The sequence below is a fragment of the Methylorubrum rhodesianum genome, assembly GCF_014199985.1.
Taxonomy (GTDB): domain Bacteria; phylum Pseudomonadota; class Alphaproteobacteria; order Rhizobiales; family Beijerinckiaceae; genus Methylobacterium; species Methylobacterium rhodesianum.
In genome coordinates this window covers 44,921-65,670 of record NZ_JACHOS010000013.1, presented here as the reverse complement: position 1 = coordinate 65,670, position 20,750 = coordinate 44,921, and the positions used below count along the sequence as shown (strand labels likewise).

The following is a 20,750-nucleotide window of genomic DNA, read 5'->3' as shown; positions in this document are numbered from 1 at the left end:
GACCGAGATGGAGCGTGAACGCCGCATCCTGCAGCGCACGGTGGCGGTTGCGGCGGTCGTGCCCGTTCTGGCGGGACTCTACGGTGTGTTGTTCGGCATCGACGGCATCGGCGGCGGCACGTCGGTCAACGTTTCGGCCGACAGCCATTTCCGCTACCTGTCCGGCCTGCTGACCGGCATCGGCCTCCTGTTCTTCACCTGCGTGCCGGGGATCGAGGACAAGTCGCGGCTGTTCCGCTTCCTCACGCTCGTCGTGGGGCTCGGCGGTCTGGCACGCCTTCTCGGGCTCGCTCTCACGGGCGTGCCGTCACTGACCATGCTGGCGGCGCTCGCCCTCGAACTCGTGGTCACGCCGCTGCTGTGCCTGTGGCAGTTGCGGGTCGCGCGCCTCGCCCGGGATCAGCGGCAGGCTCTGCAGCCCGGAGCCGGATTCGCGGGATGAGCGGGGCCCTGCGACGGGCCGAAGGGGACAGTCCCGGCGCGCGCCTGCTCGACATCCTCGATCGCTGGGTCCCCAAGCCCGCCGCCTGGGCCTTCGCCCTCCGGATCTGGCTCGCCATGATGCTGGCGCTCTACGCCGCGTTCTGGCTCCAGCTCGACAGCGCCTCCTCGGCCGCCGTCTGCGTGGCGATCCTGGCCCAGCCGAAGCGCGGCCAAGCCCTCTCGAAGGCCGGCTACCGCTTCCTCGGCACCGTCATCGGCGGCATCGTCGGCATCCTCCTGATGGGGCTGTTCGGGCAGGATCGCGTGCTCCTGCTCCTCAGCTTCGCCTGCTGGCTGGGCCTGTGCGTCTTCGTCGCGCAGTTCCTGCAGGACACCCGCGCCTACGGGGCGATGCTGTCCGGCTACACCGTGGCGATCGTCGCGATCGCGCATATCGACGCGCCGCAGACGGTCTTCGATGCCGCCATCGGCCGCGTCGCCGCGATCGCGGTCGGCATCGTCGCGATCACCTTCATCAACGACGCGCTGGCCTCACCGAGCACGTGGCAGGCCCTGCTGCCGCGCCTCGCCGGCGCCCACGCGGAGGCCCGGACTTTCGCCCGCGAGAGCCTGACCCGGGGCGATCCCAGACCGGAGCGCACCGCCGCGCTGATCCGGCAGGTCGCGCCGATGCGGGCCGATGCGAGCGCCATCGCCGGCGAACTCGACGACGGCATCCATCGAGCCGCGGGCGCCCGCAGCGCGATCGCGGCGCTCTACGTCCTGACCGCCGCCAGCCGGGCGCTGGCGGCGGCGACGGCGCGTATCCACGCGCCGGGAGCGCGGGTGCGTGAGGCGCGGGCACTCGCCCTGGCTTCGGTCGCGGAAGGCGGGGAGACTCGGTCCGCGGCACTCGCCCGCGACGGCGACAGACTGCGCGACCTCGTGGATGAGGGGATGCGCGATTCGGGCGCCTCCCTGAACGAGATCATGGTGCTCCAGCGCGCTCTGGACGTCGTCAACGCCGCAACCCTCGCGGAGGACGGCGCGCGCGCCCTCGCGGACGGCCACGCGCCGATGCGCGACGTCGCTCTGCCGACCCATCGCGACTTGCAGGTCGCCCTGCGGGCAGCCCTGCGGGTGATGATCGCCTTCGGCCTCGCGGCGGCGCTCTTCATCCTTCTCGGGCTGCCGCAATCTTCCTTCGCCCTGGTCCAGGTGGCGGCGACCTGTTCCCTGTCCTCGGTGACGCCGGACCTGCGCAAGTTCGCGCAAGGGGTGCTGATCGGGATGCCGCTCGCCGCGCTCTGCGCCGGGTTCGTGCTGTTCGTGATGCTCAACGGCAACCAGGGCTTCCCGCTCCTCGCGATCGCCATGGCGCCCGTGGTCTTCTTCGGCTGTCTCGTCTCGCTTCACCCGCCGAGCTTCACCATCGGCTTCATCACCCTCGTGTTCACGCCGGCGCTGATGGCGCCGGAGAACCCGCAATCCTACGATCCGCAGACCTTCCTCATGAACGCGCTGCTGGTCGTTGTCGCCGCCGTGATCCTGTTCCTGACGATCCGCCTCGTCCTGCCGATCTCGGCGTCGCAGCACCGCGCCTTTGCCCTCGACGAGGCCCGCCGTGACCTAGCCGAGGCTCTGGCGGGGGAGGGGGGCGACGCCACCACCCGCACCAGCCTCAATGCCGACCGGCTGTTCCAGTTCTCGGCCTGGAATTCGGGCAGCGGCGCGGTGCGGCGGGCGAGCCTGCATCACGCCTTCGCCGTGGCGCAGTTGGAGGCGGCCGCCGCACGCGCCCATGCGCAGCTGCGCACCTTGAGCGAGATTCGCCCCCTCGCTCCGCTGATCGGGCAGGCCCGGACGGCGCTCGCCTCCGCCTGCACCGCAGACCTCGATCGTGCGGCGACCGCCCTGATCGATGCGCCGAAGCGAGAGGACCGTCCGGTGCGCATGCAGCTCGCCCGTGCTGTGACAGACCTTGCCACCGCCTCGCGCGTTATCAGGCGGCACGGTCGCTTCTTCCGGCGCCTTTCCCTCCCCCGTTCCTGACGACGCAGATGCAGCACGACCTCACCATCGGCGGGATTTTGGTCTCGCCCTTCGTCGCCTACGCGCTGCTCGCCTTCGCGCTGCTCGTAGCGCTGCGGGTCGTATTCCGCCGGATCCGGTTCGGGCGATACGTCGCCAACGCGCCGCTGGCGGAAGCCGGCATCTATGTCTGCCTGCTGGCGCTCGTGGTGGTGCTGCTGTGAGGCGCGAGGACGACGCACCCGCCGACCACCGGAACCGGGAGGAGGCCTCCTCCGACGACACTCCCTCCGACGAGCCGCGTCCCGGACGGCAGGAAGGTACGAAGCCGGCGTCCGGCCGGCGTCGACGGTGGAACCGCCTGCTGCGGCTCGCCGCCACCGGCCTCGTCCTCGCCCTCGCGGCGGTGGCGGCCTACGTGGTGTGGCAGTTCTACGTGACCGCCCCCTGGACCCGCGACGGACGGGTGCGGGTGCAGGTGGCGAACATCGCGCCGCAGGTCGCCGGGACCATCGTCGAGCTGCGGGTCGCCGACAATCAAGAGGTGAAGAAGGGGGACGTCCTCTACGTCATCGATCCGTTCGACTACCAGGAGGCGGTGGTCTCGGCCGAAGCCGCGATCAAGAACCGCGAGGCCGACCTCTCGGTGAAGGAGGCGCAATCGGCCCGGCGCGCGGCGCTCTCCACCGTCTCGACTTCGGTCGAAGAGAAGCAGCAATATGCCGGCACCGCCAAGATCGCCGAGGCGGCCCTGGAGACCGCCAGGTCGCAGCTCTCGCAGGCGCGGAAGAACCTGGAGCGCACGCAGGTGCGCTCGACCGTCAACGGCCGGGTGACGAACCTGCTGCTGAGGGTCGGCGACTACGCCCAGACCGGCACCGCCAACATACGGATCATCGACACCGATTCCTTCTGGGTTGATGGCTATTTCGAAGAGACCAAGATGGCCCATATCCGCGTCGGCGCGCCCGCCGAGATGGCGCTGATGGGCTATGGCGAGCCCCTGCGCGGTACGGTCGAGAGCCTGACGCTGGGCATCTCGACCGCCAACGCCGCGACGAGCACGCAAGGGCTGCCGAATGTCGATCCCGTCTATACCTGGGTGCGGCTCGCCCAGCGGGTGCCCGTGCGCATCCGCATCGACCACGTGCCGCCGGAGGTGACCCTGGTGGCGGGCATGACGGCCACCGTCGTCGTCGGCGACGGCCGCGAGGGCCAGCCGCTCTGGGTCCAATCGCTGCGCGACCGGTTTCTCGGCCGTCCCGATCGGACGGAGCCCGGCGGCGAGCGGAGGAACTGAGACCACACGAGCGCGCAGACGGTGCGAGACCCAACAAAATTGGGTAAGGCGGCGTCATGGCCACCGCTCCTCTCGTCCGCTTCGCTCCCTCGCCGACCGGTTTCCTTCATATCGGCAATGCCCGGCCGGCGCTGCTGAACGCCCTGTTCGCGCGCCGCGAGGGCGGTCGCTTCCTGCTGCGCCTGGACGACACCGACCGGGAGCGCTCCACGGAGGAATTCGCCACGGCCGCGGCCGAGGATCTCGGCTGGCTCGGCATCGAGCCGGACCTGTTCTTCCGCCAGAGCGACCGCACCGCGCTCTACGACGCGGCGGCCGAGCGACTGAAGACGGCGGGCCGTCTCTATCCCTGCTACGAGACGCCGGAGGAATTGGAGCGGCGGCGCAAGCGTCAGCTCGGCCGCGGCCTGCCGCCGATCTACGACCGCGCCGCGCTCGCCCTTACCGACGCCGACCGGGCTACCCTGGAGGCGGAGGGCCGCCGCCCGCACTGGCGGTTCAAGCTCGATCACCGCATCGTCGCCTGGAACGACCTCGTCCGGGGCGAGAGCCACGTCGATTGCGCCTCGCTCTCCGATCCCGTGCTGGTGCGCGCCGACGGGAGCTACCTCTACACGCTGCCCTCGGTGGTGGACGACGCGGATGTCGGCGTCACCCACGTGATCCGCGGCGAGGACCACGTCACGAACACGGGTGTGCAGGTGCAATTGTTCGAGGCGCTCGGCGCCCTCGTGCCCGTCTTCGGCCATCACAACCTGCTGACCACGGCGGACGGGGAGGGGCTGTCGAAGCGCCTCGGCCACCTGTCTCTGCGCTCCCTGCGCGAGGCCGGCTACGAGCCCGCGGCGGTGCGCTCGCTCGCGGTGCTGACCGGCTCGGCCGAGGCCGTGCGCCCGATCGCGTCCCTCGACGAGTTGGCGGGCCTCGTCGATCTCGCCCACCTGTCGCGCGCCCCGGCCCGGTTCGATCCGGCCGAACTCGACGGGATCAACGCGCGCCTCGTCCACGAGATGCCGTTCGGGGCCGTGCGCGAGCGGCTCGCCGCCCTCGGCGTGCCGTCGGAGCAGGCCGAGCCGTTCTGGCTCGCGGTGCGGGCCAATCTCGGCCGCGTCTCCGAGGCCGCCGAGTGGTGGCGCGTGGTGGCGGGACCGGTCACGCCGCAGATCGCCGAACCGGACTTCATCGCCGGGGCCGCCCGCCTGCTGCCGTCGGCCCCGTTCGATGCCGGTACGTGGAAGGCGTGGACCGACGCCGTCAAGGCCGAGACCGGCGCCAAGGGTCGTGCCCTGTTCATGCCGCTGCGCCTCGCCCTGACCGGTCTCGACCACGGGCCGGACCTCTCGGCGCTGCTCCCGCTGATCGGGCGGGAGAGCGCGCTGCGGCGGCTCGCCGGAGAATCGGCTTAGTCCAGGACCCCATCGGGCTCGGCCTCGATCATCATCACGTCGAGGGTGAAGCTGCCGTCGTCCTCGATCGCGAAATGCGACCGCACCAGCTCGGGCGCTCCCCCCTGGAGGGCGCGGATCGCCGCCGCGCTCGCCTCGGGCGTGCCCATCCGCGCGATCCAGGACGGGAAATCCATGCGAACCCGCCAGCGTCGGACGGCGCCCGGGACGAAACCGGCCTCCGCCAGCATCCGGCGCCATTCGGCCTCGCCGTAATCGCGCACGTGGGACGGGTCGCGCAGCAGCTCCCAGGCCTGGAGATGGGTGTCGAGAAGCGGAGGGCCCGGATGCACGACATCGACCAGGCCGAGGCGACCGCCCGGCGCGAGCACCCGGTGCGCCTCCCGCAAGGCGGCGGGCACGTCGCCCCAGTGATGGGCGCTGTAGCGCGAGAGCACGCACTCGAAACTCGCATCCGCGAAGGGGAGCGCCTCGACGCTGGCCTGCCGGGTGACGACATTCGTCAGTCCGCGGCGCCGTGCCTCCGCAGAGACGGCGTCGAGCATGGCCTGCGACAGATCGAGGGCGGTGACGGCGCGGACATGAGAGGCTACCGCGTAGGTCACATGGCCGCCGCCGCAGCCGAGATCGAGCACGGCCGCATGGGGGAGGGCGCCGAAGCGGGCCAGCGCCGCGAGATCCTCGCCCGCCGCGTGGACGGCGCTCGCGACGTAGTCATCGGCGCGGCTGCCGAACTGGCTTTCCGTGTGGGCGTCGTGGCTCAGGGGTGCTGTCACGCCGTCGCTCCTTCCCTCGCGGCGCGTTCGAGCGCGGCGACATCGAGCTTCACCATGTCCTGCATGGCGGTGAAGACGCGGGACGCCACGTTCGGATCGGGATCGGCGAGGAGGCGCGGCAGGATCTCCGGCACGATCTGCCAGGGTACGCCCCAGCGATCGCGCAGCCAGCCGCAGGCGATCTCCGCCCCGCCCCCGGCGGTGAGCGCCGACCACAGCCGATCGACCTCGGCCTGATCCCGGCAGGTGACCGAGATCGACGCGGCGGTCCCGTAATCGGCCGGACTGCCGCCGTTCAGGGCCTGGAAGCTCTGACCACCCAGGGTGAAGACGATCAGGATCGGCTCGCCGGCCTCGCCGCCCGGCCAGGGGCCCGGGGCGCGCTGGATATGGTCGATCCGCGAATCGGGCACGAGCGAGACATAGAGGCGGACGGCCGCCTCCGCGTCCTTGCCGAACCAGAGGCAGGTACTGACGTTGGCCATGCCGGGCTCTCCCACTCCGTCGGCAGGATAGCGAGAGCGCCGCCCGGTATTCAACCGCGGTCGGCCGGCCGGCTCATTGGACTGTCATCCGCCGGCGGGCGGAAGCGGCGCGAGGCGCGTCAGGCGCAGCGCGACCAAAAGGGCCGCCACGTAAAGGCTGCCGAAGAAGCCCGCGACCCCCGGCCAGCCGAAATGCAGGAAGAACCAGCCGCCCGCCGTGCCGAGCAGGGACGAGCCGAGATAGTACATGCAGAGATAGACCGCCGAGGCCTGTGCCCGGTCGCTCAAGGCCCGGCGCCCGACCCAGCTCGACGCGACCGAATGCGCGCCGAAGAAGCTGACCGTGACGACGACGATGCCGGCGATGATGAGAAGGAGATTGTCGGCGAGGGTCAGCGCGATACCACCGATCCCGAGCAGGATCGCCAGCCACAGCACCTTGCGCCGCCCCAGCAGGCCGGCGACGTGACCGGTGATGGCCGAACTCGCCGTGCCCGCGAGGTAGACGATGAAGATCAGGCCGATCTCCGTCTGGCTCAGCGAGAAAGGCGGATCGAGAAGGCGAAAGCCGATGTAGTTGTAGACGCAGACGAACCCGCCCATCAGCAGGAACGGTTCGAGGAACAGCCAGGGCAGCCCGGCGTCGCGGAAATGGTGGCTGAAGGTGCCGGGCACCTCGCGCCAGCGCATGCGGTGGGCGAGGAAGTGGCGCGAGGCTGGCAGGGCGAACTGGAAGGCCAGGGCCGCGAACAGGGCCAGGACGCCGATGACGCCGAGCCCCCAGCGCCAGGAGGCATGGTCGGCGATGACGCCCGCGAGCAGACGCCCGACCATGCCGCCCAGCGCGTTGCCGCCGATGAGGAGACCCATCGACAGTCCGATCGCGCGCCCGTGCATCTCCTCGCTGAGATAGGCCATGGCGACGGCGGGCAGGCCGCTCGCGGCGATGCCGGTGAGTGCCCGCAGGACGAGGAAGCCGTGCCAGCTCGGCATCAGCACGGCGCCGATGGTGAGGAGCGCCGAGGTGAAGAGCGAGGCCGCCATCACCCGCTTGCGTCCCCAGACCTCGGAGAGCGGGCTGACGATCAGCAGGGAGATCGCGAGCGTGGCGCAGGGCAGCGACAGCGCGAGGCTGCTCTCGGCCGGCGAGACAGCGAAGGTGTCGTGAAAGACCGGCAGCAGCGGCTGAACGCCGTAGAGCACCGCGAAAGTGGAGAAGCCCGCCGCGAACAGGGCGAGCGTCGCCCGGCGGAAGGTCGGCGTCCCGGCCTCGATGAACCGGTCGCTGTCGTCCGCCATCGCCGTCCCGTGCTCTCGAACCCACCCGCAACCTCCCCCACCTGCGCCGCAGGAGGGGGAGGGTCAAGAGCTTCGGTTAACGCGGTGCCGGCGCCTGTTGCCCCTCCGCCTGCTGCTGGAGCAGCGGCGTGATGCGGCGCACCGTGACGCGGCGATTCTCGCGGTTCGCCTCCTGCGTGTTCACCTTCAGATACTGCTCGCCGTAGCCCTGCGTGGTGAGGTTCTCCGGCGGGACCTGGAAGTTCTGCGTCAGCACCGCCGCAACCGACTGTGCCCTGCGGTCGGAGAGCGAGAGGTTGTCGATGTCCGACCCGACGGCGTCGGTGTAGCCCTCGATCAGGAAGACCTCCTGCGGATTGTCCTTGATCGTCCGATTGATCGCCTCCGCGATGGTCGACAGGCGCTTGGCCTGATCCGGCGTGACCGTGAAGGAGCCGGTGTCGAAGGTGATCGTGTTGATGTCCACCGAGGGCATGCGCGCGCGCAGCTGCGGGCTGTAGCGCACCTGATCCAGGGTGTAGCGCCGATCGAGCTTCTGCACCGGCGGGGCGGAGAGCGCCTCGTAGACGGTGCGCTCGTCGGCCTGATCGTAATCGACGACGTAGCGCTCGCGCGGGATGCGGATATCCGGCGGCGGCAGTTCCACCACGTCCTCGTAGATCGGCCGGGGTGCGCCCCCGTAGGCGTTGTTGATGAGAACGACCTCGCGCCCGTCCCGGTATCGGCGGGATCGGCGCAGCAGCCGGCCGTCGTCGTCCACGACGGTGATGATCTGGCCGCCCGCCGGGCTGTCGACGTAGCTGTAGATCTCGCCTCCGCGACGCTCGCTGCGGTAGCCGCGCTCGCCGTAGAGGGTGCGGAAGCGCTCGTTCTCGTCGTGGCGGATGAAGGTGGTGTCGCGATCACGCACGATGATCCGGCCGGGCTCGCGGTAATAGGTGCGGCCGTCGACGTCGTACTCGCGGCGATCCCGGCGGATCGTGTCGTAGTCGCGCACGCGATAATCGTCGTCGCGGAAGCCGCCGGGAACGTAGGCGGGAGTGCCGGGCACGTTGAAGCGGTCACGGCGGTCACCACGCCGGTCATCGTCGCGGCGGTCGTCGTCACGGCGATCGAAACGGTCACCCCGCCGGTCGCCGTCGCGCCGGTCGCCGTCGCGGCGATCTTCGAGGCTGCGCTGATCCGAGCGGCCGTCCGGCTGGTTCGGCGCCGCTGCGTCAGGCGGCGTGCCCGGAGGCTGGACCGGACGGCCGGGGATGCCGGGCTGCTGGTTCGGAGCCACCGGGCGGCCAGGAACGCCCGGCTGCTGGTTCGGCGCCGTGCGGCCGCCGGGCGCCTCGCGGGCGCCGTCGGGCTGGGCCGCCGAAGGAGGGGTCGGTTGATCCGGACGGGCGGGCTGCTGCGCGTTGGGCGCCACCGGGCGCCCGGGAACGCCGGGCCGCTGGTTGGCCGGAGGTTCGGGCTGGGACGGGCTCGGGACGGCCGGCGGCGTCGGACGCACGGGACGTTCCGAGGCGGGCGGCGTCGGCGCATCCGGGGCCCGGCGCTGGCTCGGGGCGGCATCCGGACGTTCGGTGTCGCGATCCCGGCCAGTGGGGCGCGCCGGACGATCGGTGCCGTCGCGATCCGGCCGGTCCGGCGCGTCGCGACGGGCCGGTGCCTCACGTTCCGGGGCTTCGCGGCGCGCGGGCGCCTCGCGATCCGGAGTCCGCTCGCGGGACGCCGGCGGGGTCGGGCGCTCCTCGGACCGGTCCGGCCTCTGGGCGGGGGCCGGCGCACGCTCGGGACGCTCCTGACGGTCCGGGCGCTCCTGTCGTTCCTGGGATGCCGGCCGCTCGGGACGGGTCGGACGTTCGGCGGGCTCCGGCCGCTCGCGGGCCGCGGGCGCCTGACGCGGCTCGGGCCGCTCCGGACGCTCGGATCGGTCCGGCCGCTCCCGTGCCGGCGGTCCGCCGCGCTCGACGCCACCACGCTCGGCCGGACCGGGGCCCCCGGGCGCACCCGGTCCACCCGGCCCGCGTCCGCCGCCGCGTGGACCCTCGCCGCTCTCCTCGCGCTGTGCGAGCTCGATCCGCCCGCCATCGCCGAGAGACCGCGCCAGGGACAGATCGGACAGGACGAGCGCCGGCAGTATCGTGCCGGCCAGGAGCAGCGAGCGGGTTATCCGCATGAAGACAGCCTCGTGAAACGCAATCGGCGGTTCCGAACACAATCGGACCGGATTGGTTCCCCGTTCTCCCAGATCGAGGGGCAACGGAGATTGGTCGAGGCGAAGAGATCTTCTGTGGTTTTCCCGTCGATAAAGCCGGCTGGAATCGGCGGTCCCTGTCTACGGAGCGGGCGTCAGCGCCGGGGGCGGAAGGAGGCTCGGGACGATGATGCGGATGCCGTTGCGGCTCTCGACGGTCGAGCCGGTCTGCTCGGCGGCCTCCTTCGAGGAGGGCGTGACCGCCACCCCCTCCCGGCTGGCCGCGTCGGCCGCGAGAGTCGCCGCCGTCCGGTCGGCACGTCCCACGAGCGTCAGGCGCACCTTCGGGGCGCGCGAGAGCCTCTCCGCCGTCATGGGCGTGACGAAGATATCGCCCTTGTGCCGCACCAGCATGCTCTCGGCCTTGGCGAGCGACTGCGCCCAGCTCTGGCCCTCCCGCTTGCAGGAGCAGTCCGGGGTGAAGCTCTTGCGGAATTTGAAGGCCGCCGGCAGCGCGGTGTAGGCGCGGTTGCCCTTGATCGTGGCGGCGTATTTCAGCGCCTCGTCGCCGTGCGGCATCGAGTAGGCCACCGCTTCCGTGCCGGGGCAGAGCGCCTGGCACATCTCGTCCGCCCCGCCGCGCCCGTCGGGCAGGTTCGCCATCGGGAAGTAGGAGCCGTCGCAGGTCTTCACGCAGATCACCTGCGCGCCACCGCGGGCGGTCTGGTTCCCGGCGGTCTGTCCCTCCTGCCCCTCGCCGGGGATCAGGCCGGTGCAGGCGCTCGAAACGGCGGCGACGAGCTGCCGGCGGCGGGCGGCGACCACCTCGCCGTCGCCCCCGCCATAGGTGGCGTTGAGCGAGCGGATCCGCGCTTCGACGGCCCCGCATTGCGGCGGCCGGGTATCGAAGAACAGGAACTTGCCTCCCTCGCAATTGAGGCTGCGATAGTAGGTCTCCAGGCGCGCGACCTCGCTCTGCAATGCGGAGGCCGTCGAGGCGCTCGCGTTGAGGTTGGCGAGTTCCGTGCGGTATCGCTGGCAGGCCCACACATCGGGTGCAGCCGCCGCCGGCGACGCCCCGCCGAGGGTGAGCACGGCGAGCGCGAGGGCGAGCACGCGGCGGAACTGCGGTCCGATCATCGGCATGGTGCGGATGCTGGGGATCTCGGGCAGGAGGTCGCGGGGGTCACGGAGAGGATGCCCGGCCGTGCGCGACGGCCCAAGCGATCTTCGACATGTGTTAAAGCCCCTCGCCCTTTCGGGACAGAGACACCATGTCTCTGCGGCCAAGCTTTGGGGGGATTGCGTCGATGATGTGGCTCACGGGCACCAATGGGGATCGCCGCCGGCGAGCGGCGGCCGGCCTCGCCGCCTGCCTCGTCTCTTGCTTGGCCTTGGCTGCCCCGGCTCGGGCGCAGGAGCCCGACCGGGTCTTCGATAAATCGACCGTTTGGCGTCCGCTGACGCCCAACGACAAGCTCGTGGTCTACGGCATCGACGACCCGGCAGTGGCCGGCGTCGCCTGCTGGTACACGCAGCCCGAAAAGGGCGGCATCAAGGGCACGCTCGGCTTGGCGGAGGATGTGTCGGACATCTCGCTGGCCTGCCGGCAGGTCGGGCCGGTGCAGTTCAAGGAGAAGTTCAAGCAGGGCGAAGTGGTGTTCAGCGAGCGGCGCTCGCTGATCTTCAAGTCGATGCAGATCGTCCGCGGTTGCGACGTCCGGCGCAACACGCTGATCTACATGGTCTATTCCGACAGGGTGATCCAGGGTTCGCCCAAGAACTCCACCTCCGCCGTGCCGCTCGCCCCGTGGGGAACCGAGCCGCCGCCGAAATGCGCGGATTTCGTGAAGTAGGGCGGCCGTGGCCTGAATCCGGCCGGCCTCAGTCCTGGCAGGTGATGCGCAGCGGGCGCGGCGCGCTCTTCACCGGAGCGGCGTCGCCGATGGCACCGGTGTACTCGTCCTGCGCGGCGACACCGTAATTGGCAGCACTGGCAAAGCCTTGCGACTCGCACCACGCGTTGGCGACGACTTGGCCGCACTCGCTCGGACCGCCGCTCAGGCACTCGCCGACGCCGTAGCCGTCCTCGGTCGGAATCAGGAAGGTCTTCTCGACGGGCTTGCGCGCGACCGGTTCCGTGCCGGCGCTCGCCGGCAGGGCGGTGGAGGCGAGAACGAGGGCAAGAAGAGCGGCGGCCGGACGGCGCATGGTGAAAACCTTGTGAACGGGTTCGTTCGAGTTCGGAGTGTTCGGACGGCGCGGTAAACAAATCCTTGCCGGATCCGGTCACGGTCGGTTGAGAGGCGGAGGAGCGGTCGCCCTTCTCGAATTCATCACCGTTTTGGGTTAGCCCAACCTCGTGGCGGCGACCGTCGCGGCGGCGCAACAGCGGCGGGCGGCGGCTCGGGCGACACTGTGGCGGGGCCGCGCTCCGGCTCCGCCCGGCGGTCCGCCGAAGGTGCTGCGCCGCAACGACAAACGACGAGGGCGGCACGCGCCGCAGGGGAGGCCGGATGAGCCCGGCAGGAACGCAGTCGATGACGCCGATGTTGCGCCTCTACAACACGCTGATCCGCGAGAAGGCGGTCTTCACGCCGATCGATCCGGCGAACGTCCGGATGTATGCCTGCGGACCGACGGTCTACGACGCGGCGCATATCGGCAACGCGCGGCCGATCATCGTCTTCGACCTGCTGTTCCGGCTGCTGCGTCACCTCTACGGCGCGGCGCATGTCACCTACGCCCGCAACGTCACGGACGTGGACGACAAGATCAACGCCCGGGCGCTGGAGCGCGGCATCACCATCCGCGAGCTCACCGACGGGACGCTGGCGCAATTCCACCGCGACATCCGCGACCTCGGCGTGCTGATGTCCGACGACGTGAATCGCGCCGGTGAGCCGGCCCGGTTCATCGAGCCGCGGGCGACCGACCACATCGCCGAAATGCACCGGCTGATCGAGGGCCTCGTCGCGGCCGGCCACGCCTACGTGGCGGAAGGGCACGTGCTGTTCGACGTGCCCTCCATGCCCGATTACGGCGCGCTCTCGAAGCGCCCGCTCGATGAGATGGAGGCGGGGGCCCGGGTCGAGGTCGCGCCCTACAAGCGCTCGCCGCTCGATTTCGTGCTGTGGAAGCCGTCGAAGGCGGGGGAGCCCTCCTGGCCGTCACCCTGCGGGATCGAGGTACCCGGCCGGCCCGGCTGGCACATCGAGTGCTCCGCCATGTCCTGGAAGCACCTGGGACAGACCTTCGACATCCATGCCGGCGGAATCGATCTGATCTTCCCCCACCACGAGAACGAGGTGGCGCAGTCCCGCTGCTGCTTCGGCACCGACGTGATGGCCAATGTCTGGCTTCACAACGGCTTCCTTCAGGTCGAGGGGGAGAAGATGTCGAAGTCGCTCGGCAACTTCATCACCATCCGCCAGGTGCTGGACGATTGGCCAGGCGAGGTCGTGCGGCTCAACATGCTCAAGACCCATTATCGCCAGCCGATCGACTGGACCCTGCGCGGCCTGGAGGAGTCGAGCCGGATGCTCGACCGCTGGTACGAGGCGGCGGGCGAGGCGGCGCCCGACGCGGCGGTGCCCGCCGGCGTGGTCGAGGCGCTGAGCGACGACCTGAATACGCCGGCCGCCCTCGGCGAGCTGCACCGGCTCGCCGGCGCCGATCCCGGAGCGCTCAAGGCCGGTGCGGGGCTGATGGGCTTCCTTCCGACGACGAAGGCGCAGCGCGAGGCGGACCGGGTCGGCGCGGCGGGGATCGACGTGGGGCGTGTGGAAGCGCTGATCGCCGAGCGCAAGGCGGCCCGCGCCGCGAAGGACTGGGCCGCCTCCGATCGGGTCCGCGACGCCCTCACCGCCCTCGGGGTGAGCGTCAAGGACAACAAGGACGGCACCACCACCTGGACGGTGGCGGGCTGAAGCATCAGCCCGTCAATCGCTGCAGCCAGCCACCGCCATGGGCGTAGGACCGCCCGCCGAGGCGGCGCAGCGCCTCCTCCGTCGAAGTGAGCGGGGACTCGGCATAGATCTGCGCGATCTCTTCCGCCGTGTTGGGCAAGCGCGAGAATTCCTCGACGATCGCGTCGTGGTTGGTCTTGAGCGTGCGCGAGGAGGGATCGAGCCCGGTGACGATGACGAGACCGGTGGGCGGGGCATCGACCAGCATCACGTCGAGATCGGGCCGGTAGCGCTTCAGGATCGGTACGATCTTCCACACGTCGCCGGTCCACCAGCCCTCGAACGGCGTGCCGCGCGCGCGGATATCGGCCTGCATCGGGTCGCGATCGGCCATCGGCTCGGCCACCGGCAGGCAGTCGTGCATCACGATGATCGAGTCACGCCGGCAGATCGCCTCGGTGTTGAAGAAATCCCGCAGCAGGAACTCGAACAGGTGCATTCCGTCGAGGAAGGCGAGGTCGATCCGTCCGCCGATGTCGCGGCGCAGGTTCAGGTGGGCGAAGAAGACGTCGCTCATCACCTGAAACAGCGAGACCTTGTTCTTGTTGGCCGCGATGTTGGTCTTGAGCCGGAATTCCGGATCGACGGCGATCCCGTGACGGCAGGCGATGCCGGAGAAGATGTCGCCGAAGGCGACGCCGATCTCGAGGTAGCGCCGCACGGCGGCGTTACGGGAGAGCTTGGCCAGCACGTCCGCGTAGTGCTCGCCCCGGTGCTCGCCGGCGATCGTCTGTCCGGGCTCGGTCAAAGCGGTCATCAGAAACGCTTCTCGATCAGTTCATCCGCCAACGGCGCCGGCTCCGACTGGGCCAGGACCTCGCTCAGCGTCGCCACCACGCGGTCGGGATCCGTGCCGACGAGATAGTTCAAGTCGAGGCCCTCTCGGATGAAGCCGTGGGCGCGCATATGGTCGATCAGGGTGATCAGCGGGTCCCAGAAGCCGTTCACCGAGAGGAGCAGGATCGGCTTGCGGTGCTGTCCGAGTTGGGCCCAGGTGAGCTGCTCGACCAGTTCCTCCAGCGTGCCGATGCCGCCGGGCAGGGCGACGAAGGCGTCGGCCCGGTCGAACATCAGCCGCTTGCGGGTGTGCATGTCGGAGACGACGATGGTCTCCTGCACCGCGTCGAGCATGCGCTCGCGCGATTTCAAGAAATCCGGAATGATGCCGGTGACGTAGCCGCCCGCATCGAGCGTCGCGCCCGCGACGGTGCCCATGAGGCCGACATTGCCGCCGCCATAGACGAGCTTGACCCCCGCCCGGGCGAGGGAGGTGCCGAGCCGGCGCGCGGCCTCGGCGAAGGCCGGATCGCCGCCGAAGCCGGAACCGCAATAGACACAGACGGAGGTGAGCCGCGCCATCACGCATCTCCCCGACGGCGAGGGGGGGACGCATCGAGGCGGAGGTACATGCACCCGTCCAGGCGAAAGAATGCTGAGTTCACGCGGGAAAAATGGGTACCCGCCCGTTCGAGCTTTGGTGTTCTTCTCATGTTCGTTAATATGTCACCGGATTTAGACGGGTTGTCGACAAACGGCGGCGCAGCGCGCGCATCCGCGGCAACCCGAAGCGTACGGGAGTGTGCGGCCATGACGGCTGAGGTGCGGCGAAGCATCGTCCTCGCGGTAGCGGGGCTGCTCGGCGGCTTCGCCATGGTGGTCGCGCTGTTCGGGACCGGGGAGCTTCTCAAGCGCAACGCGGCGGTCAATCCTTCTGCCGAAACACCGGCGACGCCGGGGGAACCTTCGGCCGGAGCGGAGACCGGCGACCGTGCCGGCAAGACATCCTCGGACGCACCCGCGACGGACTCCTCTCATGCCGCCCTCGGAGCCCTATCGCAAGGGGGCGTCGGGCAGGGGGGCGTCGGGCAGGAGGCGTCGCCGGCCGGCCAAGCGAAGGTGCGCGAGGAGGACGGAGCGCCGAGCTTCGACATCGTGCGGGTGGAGCCGGACGGGGCGAGCGTCATCGCGGGGCGCGCGGCACCCAACAGCCGCATCGCGCTGTTGCGCGACGGAAAACCCTTCGCCACGGCTCAGGCCGACGCCGCGGGTCAGTTCGCGCTGACGCCGCCGGATCTGCCCCCGGGCACGAGCGAGATCGCCCTGCAGGCCACCGGCCCCGACGGCAAGCCGCTGCCGGGCCGGGAGAGTGTGACGATCGTGGTATCGGACAAGCGCGATGCCAAGCCGCTGATCGCCCTGAGCGCGCCGGATGCGCCGACGCGGGTGCTGTCCCAGCCCGACGCGCCCGAGGCCGGAGGCAAGGAGGCCGGGGAGAGCCGCTCGGCTGCGAACGATCCGGTCCGCGAGGCGGACAAGCCGGCCGGCAAGGCGCCCGCGCCGGGGGCCGTCCGCATCGTCAGTGTGGACGCGCAGGAGGGCGGGCGCCTCCACGTCACCGGTCAGACGACGGCGTGGAGCAGTCTGCGCCTCTATCTCAACGACACCATGGTGGCCTCCGGACGGTCCGGAGCCGACGGGCGGGTCGCCTTTACAATCGGGCGCGGTGTGAAGCCAGGCGCCTACCGCATCCGCATCGATTCGGTCGATCAGGCCGGCAGCAAGGTGAAGGCGCGCGCCGAAGTCGCCTTCGCCTATCCCGATAGCGGGCCGCCGACCCGGTCTGCGGAGGCCGGCACCGACGACCCGGCGAAGCCCGGCGTCGCAGCGACGAAGCGCCCGGCAACGCAGCCGATCCCGAGCCGGGAGCGGGCGGCCGAATCGCGCGCCGTCGCGCCGCAGCAGCCCGAAGCGGACCGCTCGGCGCCACCAGCCAGAACGGCGGGAATCGGTGCCGCTCCGAGCCTGGCCGCGCCCCCGCCGGCGGCAGCGGGCACGCCGACGCCGGCGGCCTCTTCGAGGGCCGCCGCGCCCGCGTCGAGCCCTCTGGCGGGCGCGGCCCCTCCGGCCGATGCCGGCGCCGTGTTCGTACCGGAGGTGAACACCGCGCGGATCACCCGCGGCGACAGCCTGTGGCAGATCAGCCGGCGCACCTATGGCCGCGGCAACCGCTACACCGTGATCTACGACGCCAACCAAGATCAGATCCGCGACCCGAATCGGATCTATCCGGGTCAGATGTTCGTGCTGCCGAAGGACGCACCGGCGCGGGAAACGCCGTCGGCGCGAAGCGGCATCGATCGCCGGAGCTGACGGGGAGACCGGAGGGTCGGGAAGGGGGAGGGTGCGCGATCGTTCGCAAGCGCCTATATGCGCCACGCGACGGCCGCCCCGTGCCGAAAGATCCTTCCGAACCCCACAATGGCAAAAGCACCCGTCCAGGCGGGGGAGGGCGCGCCCGCGCCCCTCGAACGTCCCGGCCTCCTGACGACCTATCGCCGGCTCTGGCCCTATCTCTGGCCCCACGGCCGCGCCGATCTCCAGCGCCGGGTGTTCATCGCCTTCGGGCTGCTCTTCGTCGCCAAGGCCGCGACGATGGTGATGCCCTTCACCTTCAAATGGGCCACCGACGCGCTGGTCGCGGCAGTCGGCGCCAAGGATGGGGCAGGCGACGCCACCGCCGCGGTGCCGGCGGGCCTCGTCTCGGCGCCCTTCCTGCTGATCGCCCTCTACGGCCTGTCGCGCATCGCCATGGCCGGGCTGACGCAGGTGCGCGACGGGCTGTTCGCCAAGGTGGCGATGCATGCCGTGCGGCGACTCGCGCTGCAGACGTTCGAGCACATGCACCGGCTCTCTCTGCGCTTCCATCTGGAGCGCAAGACCGGCGGCCTCACCCGCGTGCTCGAGCGCGGCCGCTCCGGCATCGAGGAATTGTCGCGCCTGATGGTGCTGACGCTGGTGCCGACCATCGTCGAGCTGGTCCTCGTCCTCGGCATCCTCGCCTACGAGTTCGACTGGCTCTACTCGGTGGTCGTCGCGACGATGATCGCCGCCTATCTCGGCTTCACCTGGAAGGCGACCGAGTGGCGCATCGGCATCCGCCGCCGGATGAACAACTCGGACACCGAGGCCAACACGAAGGCGGTCGACTCGCTCCTCAACTTCGAGACGGTGAAGTATTTCGGCGCCGAGAACCGGGAGACCGCCCGCTACGACGCCTCGATGGAGCGCTACGAGAAGGCCTCCACCCAGACCTACGTCTCGCTGGCGGTGCTCAACGCCGGTCAAGCGGTGATCTTCACCCTCGGCATGACCGCGGTCATGTGGCTGGCCGCGCGTGACATCATGGCCGGCCGGACAACGATCGGTGGTTTCGTCCTCGTCAACACGATGCTGGTGCAGCTCTCGATCCCGCTGAACTTCATGGGGATGATCTACCGCGAGATCAAACAGGCGCTGATCGACATCGACGACATGTTTCTGATCCTCAAGCGCAATCCCGAGATCGCCGATCGTCCGGGGGCCGCGCCGCTCAAGGTCGAGGCCGGCACCGTCCGCTTCGAGGACGTGCGCTTCTCCTACATCCCGGAGCGGCCGATCCTGCGCGGGATTTCCTTCGAGGTGCCGGCCGGCCGCACGGTCGCCATCGTCGGCCCTTCGGGCGCGGGCAAGTCGACCCTGTCGCGACTGCTGTTCCGCTTCTACGAGCCGAATGCGGGCCGCATCACCATCGACGGACAGGACATCGCGAGCGTCCGCCAGAATTCCCTGCGCGCGGCGATCGGCATGGTGCCGCAGGATACCGTGCTGTTCAACGACACCATCGGCTACAACATCCGCTACGGCCGCTGGGACGCCAGCGAGGCCGAGGTGCGCGAGGCCGCCCGCCTCGCCCAGATCGACCGCTTCATCGAGAGCCTGCCGGAGGGCTACGACACGCCGGTGGGCGAGCGCGGACTGAAGCTGTCGGGCGGCGAGAAGCAGCGCGTGGCGATCGCCCGCACCATCCTGAAGGGCCCGCCGATCCTCGTCCTCGACGAGGCGACCTCCGCCCTCGACTCGTTCACCGAGCGCGAGATCCAGGCGGCGCTCGACCGCGTCAGCCAGGGTCGCACGACGCTGGTGATCGCCCATCGTCTCTCGACCGTGATCAACGCCGACGAGATTCTCGTGCTCGATCACGGCCGCGTCGTCGAGCGGGGCGACCACACCAGTCTGCTCGCGCGGGACGGCGTCTACGCCGCCTTGTGGAACCGCCAGCGCGAGGCCGACGCCGCCCGCGAAGCGCTGAAGCGCGCCGAGGACGAGGGCGCCCTGCCCGAAGCAGACCAGCAGGAGGCCGAGCCGGCGCTCTAGCCGCCGGTTGACGGAACCGCGCCCCCCTGCCATCCGGCGGGGAAGATTCGCCCCGCCGGAGTCCAACGGGAGCCCATGACCGACCTCATCGAGACGATCCGCCGGACGCTCGTGCCGATCCACAAGGAGGGCTACCCCTTCATCCTGATCGGCATCGTGCTGACCGTGGTGCTCGGCTACTTCTCGCAGTTCTTCGGCTGGATCTTCCTGATCCTGACCCTCTGGGTCTGCTACTTCTTCCGCGATCCGGAGCGGGTCGTGCCCGTCGGCGACGGCCTCGTCGTCTCACCCGCGGACGGGCGCGTGAACCTGATCTCGACCGTGCTGCCGCCGCCGGAGCTCGACCTCTCGCACGAGCCGATGCTGCGGATCTCGGTCTTCATGAACGTGTTCGACTGCCACGTGAACCGCGTGCCGGTCTCCGGCAAGATCGGCCAGATCCACTACACGCCGGGCCTGTTCCTCAATGCCGAGCTCGACAAGGCGAGCGAGGACAACGAGCGCAACGGCCTCGTCATGGAGACGACCCATCGCGGCCAGCCCCTGCGCATCGGCGTGGTGCAGATCGCCGGTCTCGTGGCGCGGCGCATCGTCGGCTTCGTCTCGGCAGGCGACAGCAAGCAGGTGGGCGAGCGCTTCGGCCTGATCCGCTTCGGCTCGCGCGTCGACGTCTACCTGCCCGTCGGCACCCGCGTGATGGTCGGCCTCGGCCAGAAGGCCGTGGCCGGCGAGACGATCCTGGCCGATCTCGGCGGCGGCCCCGAGCGCGCCTTCCGCCGCATCTGACCTCTCTGCAGAAGGGCGACATGGCCAGAAGCGACGAGTCGAGAGACGACATGGACGATCTCTTCCCGCCCTTCGCGCCGGAAGCGAACGACCGGCCGCGCCGGTTCCGGCCGGTCCCGTTCCGGATGATCGCCCCCAACATGATCACCCTTCTCGCGCTCTGCCTCGGGCTGACCGCGATCCGGCTGGCCTTCGAGGGCCGGTTCGAACCGGCGGTGATCGCGGTGATCGTCGCCGCCGGTCTCGACGGGATCGACGGGCGCGTGGCGCGCCTGCTGAAGGGAACCTCGCGATTCGGCGCCGAACTCGATTCGCTGGCCGACTTCGTCAATTTCGGCTGCGCTCCGGCCCTGATCCTCTACAGTTTCACCCTGCACAATCTGAAATCCGTCGGCTGGATCGTGGCTCTCGTCTTCGCCATCGCCATGTGCCTGCGTCTCGCGCGCTTCAACGCGATGCTCGACGACCCCAACCGCCCGGAGTGGAAGAAGGACTATTTCGTCGGCATGCCGGCGCCGGCCGGCGCCATCACCGGCATGCTGCCGCTCTACCTGCATTTCCTCGGCCTCGACTTCAGTGCCTGGGGCACGCCGGTGATCCTCATCTACGTGCTGGTTATCGCGCTTCTCGTGGTCTCCACCGTCCCGACCTTCTCGGGCAAGACCTGGGGCAAGCGGGTGCCGCGCGACCTCGTGGTGCCGATCTTCCTCGTCGTCGTGGTCGGCTTCGGCCTCGTCATCAGCTTCCCGTTCGAGGCGATGGCAGCGGTCAGCGTCGCCTATCTGGCGGGCCTGCCCTTCGGCGCGGCGCAGTACCGCAAGCGCCTGAAGCAGGAGGCTGCGCGCACGACCACCTCCGCAACGACGGAACAGCCGGCGGCGCCGGGGGCCTAACC

19 protein-coding genes are annotated in these 20,750 nt (G+C 70.2%); 11 read left to right on the top strand and 8 right to left on the bottom strand.

From position 1 onward, the window contains the following. The first annotated feature begins 7 nt into the window (after window positions 1–7). The 5 genes from HNR01_RS18950 to gltX are packed head-to-tail and all read left to right on the top strand — an operon-like array spanning window position 8 to window position 5,160. Window positions 8–442: a DUF4345 domain-containing protein gene (locus tag HNR01_RS18950; RefSeq protein ID WP_183669223.1), complete on the top strand. Its 435-nt coding sequence runs from the start codon at window positions 8–10 to the stop codon at window positions 440–442. Continuing rightward, on the top strand, window positions 439–2,475 hold the full coding sequence (locus HNR01_RS18945; RefSeq protein WP_183669097.1) for an FUSC family protein: 2,037 nt from the start codon (window positions 439–441) through the stop codon (window positions 2,473–2,475). The genes HNR01_RS18950 and HNR01_RS18945 overlap by 4 nt, the downstream gene beginning before the upstream one ends. Before the next feature lie 8 nt (window positions 2,476–2,483). Further along, window positions 2,484–2,678: a DUF1656 domain-containing protein gene (locus tag HNR01_RS18940; protein WP_017483325.1), complete on the top strand. Its 195-nt coding sequence runs from the start codon at window positions 2,484–2,486 to the stop codon at window positions 2,676–2,678. After that, on the top strand, window positions 2,675–3,754 hold the full coding sequence (locus HNR01_RS18935; RefSeq protein WP_183669095.1) for an efflux RND transporter periplasmic adaptor subunit: 1,080 nt from the start codon (window positions 2,675–2,677) through the stop codon (window positions 3,752–3,754). The genes HNR01_RS18940 and HNR01_RS18935 overlap by 4 nt, the downstream gene beginning before the upstream one ends. A gap of 56 nt (window positions 3,755–3,810) precedes the next feature. Further along, window positions 3,811–5,160 (top strand): glutamate--tRNA ligase, encoded by a 1,350-nt coding sequence (gene gltX, locus HNR01_RS18930; RefSeq protein WP_183669093.1) that lies wholly within the window; start codon window positions 3,811–3,813, stop codon window positions 5,158–5,160. Here gltX and HNR01_RS18925 read toward each other — a convergent pair. The 5 genes from HNR01_RS18925 to HNR01_RS18905 form a co-directional block, all read right to left on the bottom strand. Next, window positions 5,157–5,936 (bottom strand): class I SAM-dependent methyltransferase, encoded by a 780-nt coding sequence (locus HNR01_RS18925; protein WP_183669091.1) that lies wholly within the window; start codon window positions 5,934–5,936, stop codon window positions 5,157–5,159. The two genes, gltX and HNR01_RS18925, sit on opposite strands and share 4 nt — an antisense overlap. After that, window positions 5,933–6,421 (bottom strand): VOC family protein, encoded by a 489-nt coding sequence (locus tag HNR01_RS18920; protein ID WP_153873244.1) that lies wholly within the window; start codon window positions 6,419–6,421, stop codon window positions 5,933–5,935. Before HNR01_RS18920 ends, HNR01_RS18925 begins: the two co-directional genes overlap by 4 nt. Before the next feature lie 84 nt (window positions 6,422–6,505). Then, window positions 6,506–7,720 (bottom strand): MFS transporter, encoded by a 1,215-nt coding sequence (locus HNR01_RS18915; RefSeq protein WP_153873243.1) that lies wholly within the window; start codon window positions 7,718–7,720, stop codon window positions 6,506–6,508. A gap of 76 nt (window positions 7,721–7,796) precedes the next feature. Beyond that, a complete protein-coding gene (locus tag HNR01_RS18910; RefSeq protein ID WP_183669089.1) occupies window positions 7,797–9,890 on the bottom strand; it encodes an OmpA family protein in 2,094 nt (697 codons plus the stop codon). 159 nt (window positions 9,891–10,049) lie between these two features. Then, window positions 10,050–11,054 (bottom strand): DUF2865 domain-containing protein, encoded by a 1,005-nt coding sequence (locus tag HNR01_RS18905; protein WP_183669087.1) that lies wholly within the window; start codon window positions 11,052–11,054, stop codon window positions 10,050–10,052. Between the two features lie 164 nt (window positions 11,055–11,218). Here HNR01_RS18905 and HNR01_RS18900 point away from each other — a divergent pair, with 164 nt between their 5' ends. Then, window positions 11,219–11,764 carry a CreA family protein gene (locus tag HNR01_RS18900; RefSeq protein ID WP_183669085.1) on the top strand — a complete coding sequence of 182 codons (546 nt, stop codon included), beginning with the start codon at window positions 11,219–11,221 and terminating at the stop codon, window positions 11,762–11,764. A 28-nt stretch (window positions 11,765–11,792) separates the two neighbouring features. Here HNR01_RS18900 and HNR01_RS18895 read toward each other — a convergent pair whose 3' ends face one another. Continuing rightward, window positions 11,793–12,119 (bottom strand): hypothetical protein, encoded by a 327-nt coding sequence (locus tag HNR01_RS18895; RefSeq protein WP_183669083.1) that lies wholly within the window; start codon window positions 12,117–12,119, stop codon window positions 11,793–11,795. Between the two features lie 329 nt (window positions 12,120–12,448). On the opposite strand from HNR01_RS18895, the gene cysS reads away from it, so the two are divergent. Then, a complete protein-coding gene (gene cysS, locus HNR01_RS18890; RefSeq protein WP_183669081.1) occupies window positions 12,449–13,837 on the top strand; it encodes a cysteine--tRNA ligase in 1,389 nt (462 codons plus the stop codon). Window positions 13,838–13,841: 4 nt separating this feature from the next. Here the strand turns inward: cysS and HNR01_RS18885 are convergent, their stop codons facing one another. Both HNR01_RS18885 and HNR01_RS18880 read right to left on the bottom strand, forming a co-directional pair. Then, window positions 13,842–14,633 (bottom strand): class I SAM-dependent methyltransferase, encoded by a 792-nt coding sequence (locus HNR01_RS18885; RefSeq protein ID WP_183669080.1) that lies wholly within the window; start codon window positions 14,631–14,633, stop codon window positions 13,842–13,844. Next, the gene (locus tag HNR01_RS18880) at window positions 14,633–15,235 is read right to left on the bottom strand and encodes an LOG family protein (RefSeq protein ID WP_017483337.1); all 603 of its coding nucleotides are present in this window, start codon (window positions 15,233–15,235) and stop codon (window positions 14,633–14,635) included. Before HNR01_RS18880 ends, HNR01_RS18885 begins: the two co-directional genes overlap by 1 nt. A gap of 228 nt (window positions 15,236–15,463) precedes the next feature. Between HNR01_RS18880 and HNR01_RS18875 the strand changes: the two genes are divergently transcribed. The 4 genes from HNR01_RS18875 to HNR01_RS18860 all read left to right on the top strand — a co-directional run bounded on the left by HNR01_RS18875 (window position 15,464) and on the right by HNR01_RS18860 (window position 20,748). Beyond that, a complete protein-coding gene (locus HNR01_RS18875) occupies window positions 15,464–17,026 on the top strand; it encodes a LysM peptidoglycan-binding domain-containing protein (protein ID WP_183669078.1) in 1,563 nt (520 codons plus the stop codon). Window positions 17,027–17,134: 108 nt separating this feature from the next. Continuing rightward, window positions 17,135–19,069 (top strand): ABCB family ABC transporter ATP-binding protein/permease, encoded by a 1,935-nt coding sequence (locus HNR01_RS18870; protein WP_183669077.1) that lies wholly within the window; start codon window positions 17,135–17,137, stop codon window positions 19,067–19,069. A gap of 75 nt (window positions 19,070–19,144) precedes the next feature. Next, entirely contained in the window at window positions 19,145–19,855 is a 711-nt protein-coding gene (locus HNR01_RS18865; RefSeq protein ID WP_017483340.1) for a phosphatidylserine decarboxylase, read from the top strand. A 50-nt stretch (window positions 19,856–19,905) separates the two neighbouring features. Beyond that, window positions 19,906–20,748 carry a CDP-alcohol phosphatidyltransferase family protein gene (locus HNR01_RS18860; RefSeq protein ID WP_153873233.1) on the top strand — a complete coding sequence of 281 codons (843 nt, stop codon included), beginning with the start codon at window positions 19,906–19,908 and terminating at the stop codon, window positions 20,746–20,748. The last annotated feature ends 2 nt before the right edge of the window (window positions 20,749–20,750 follow it).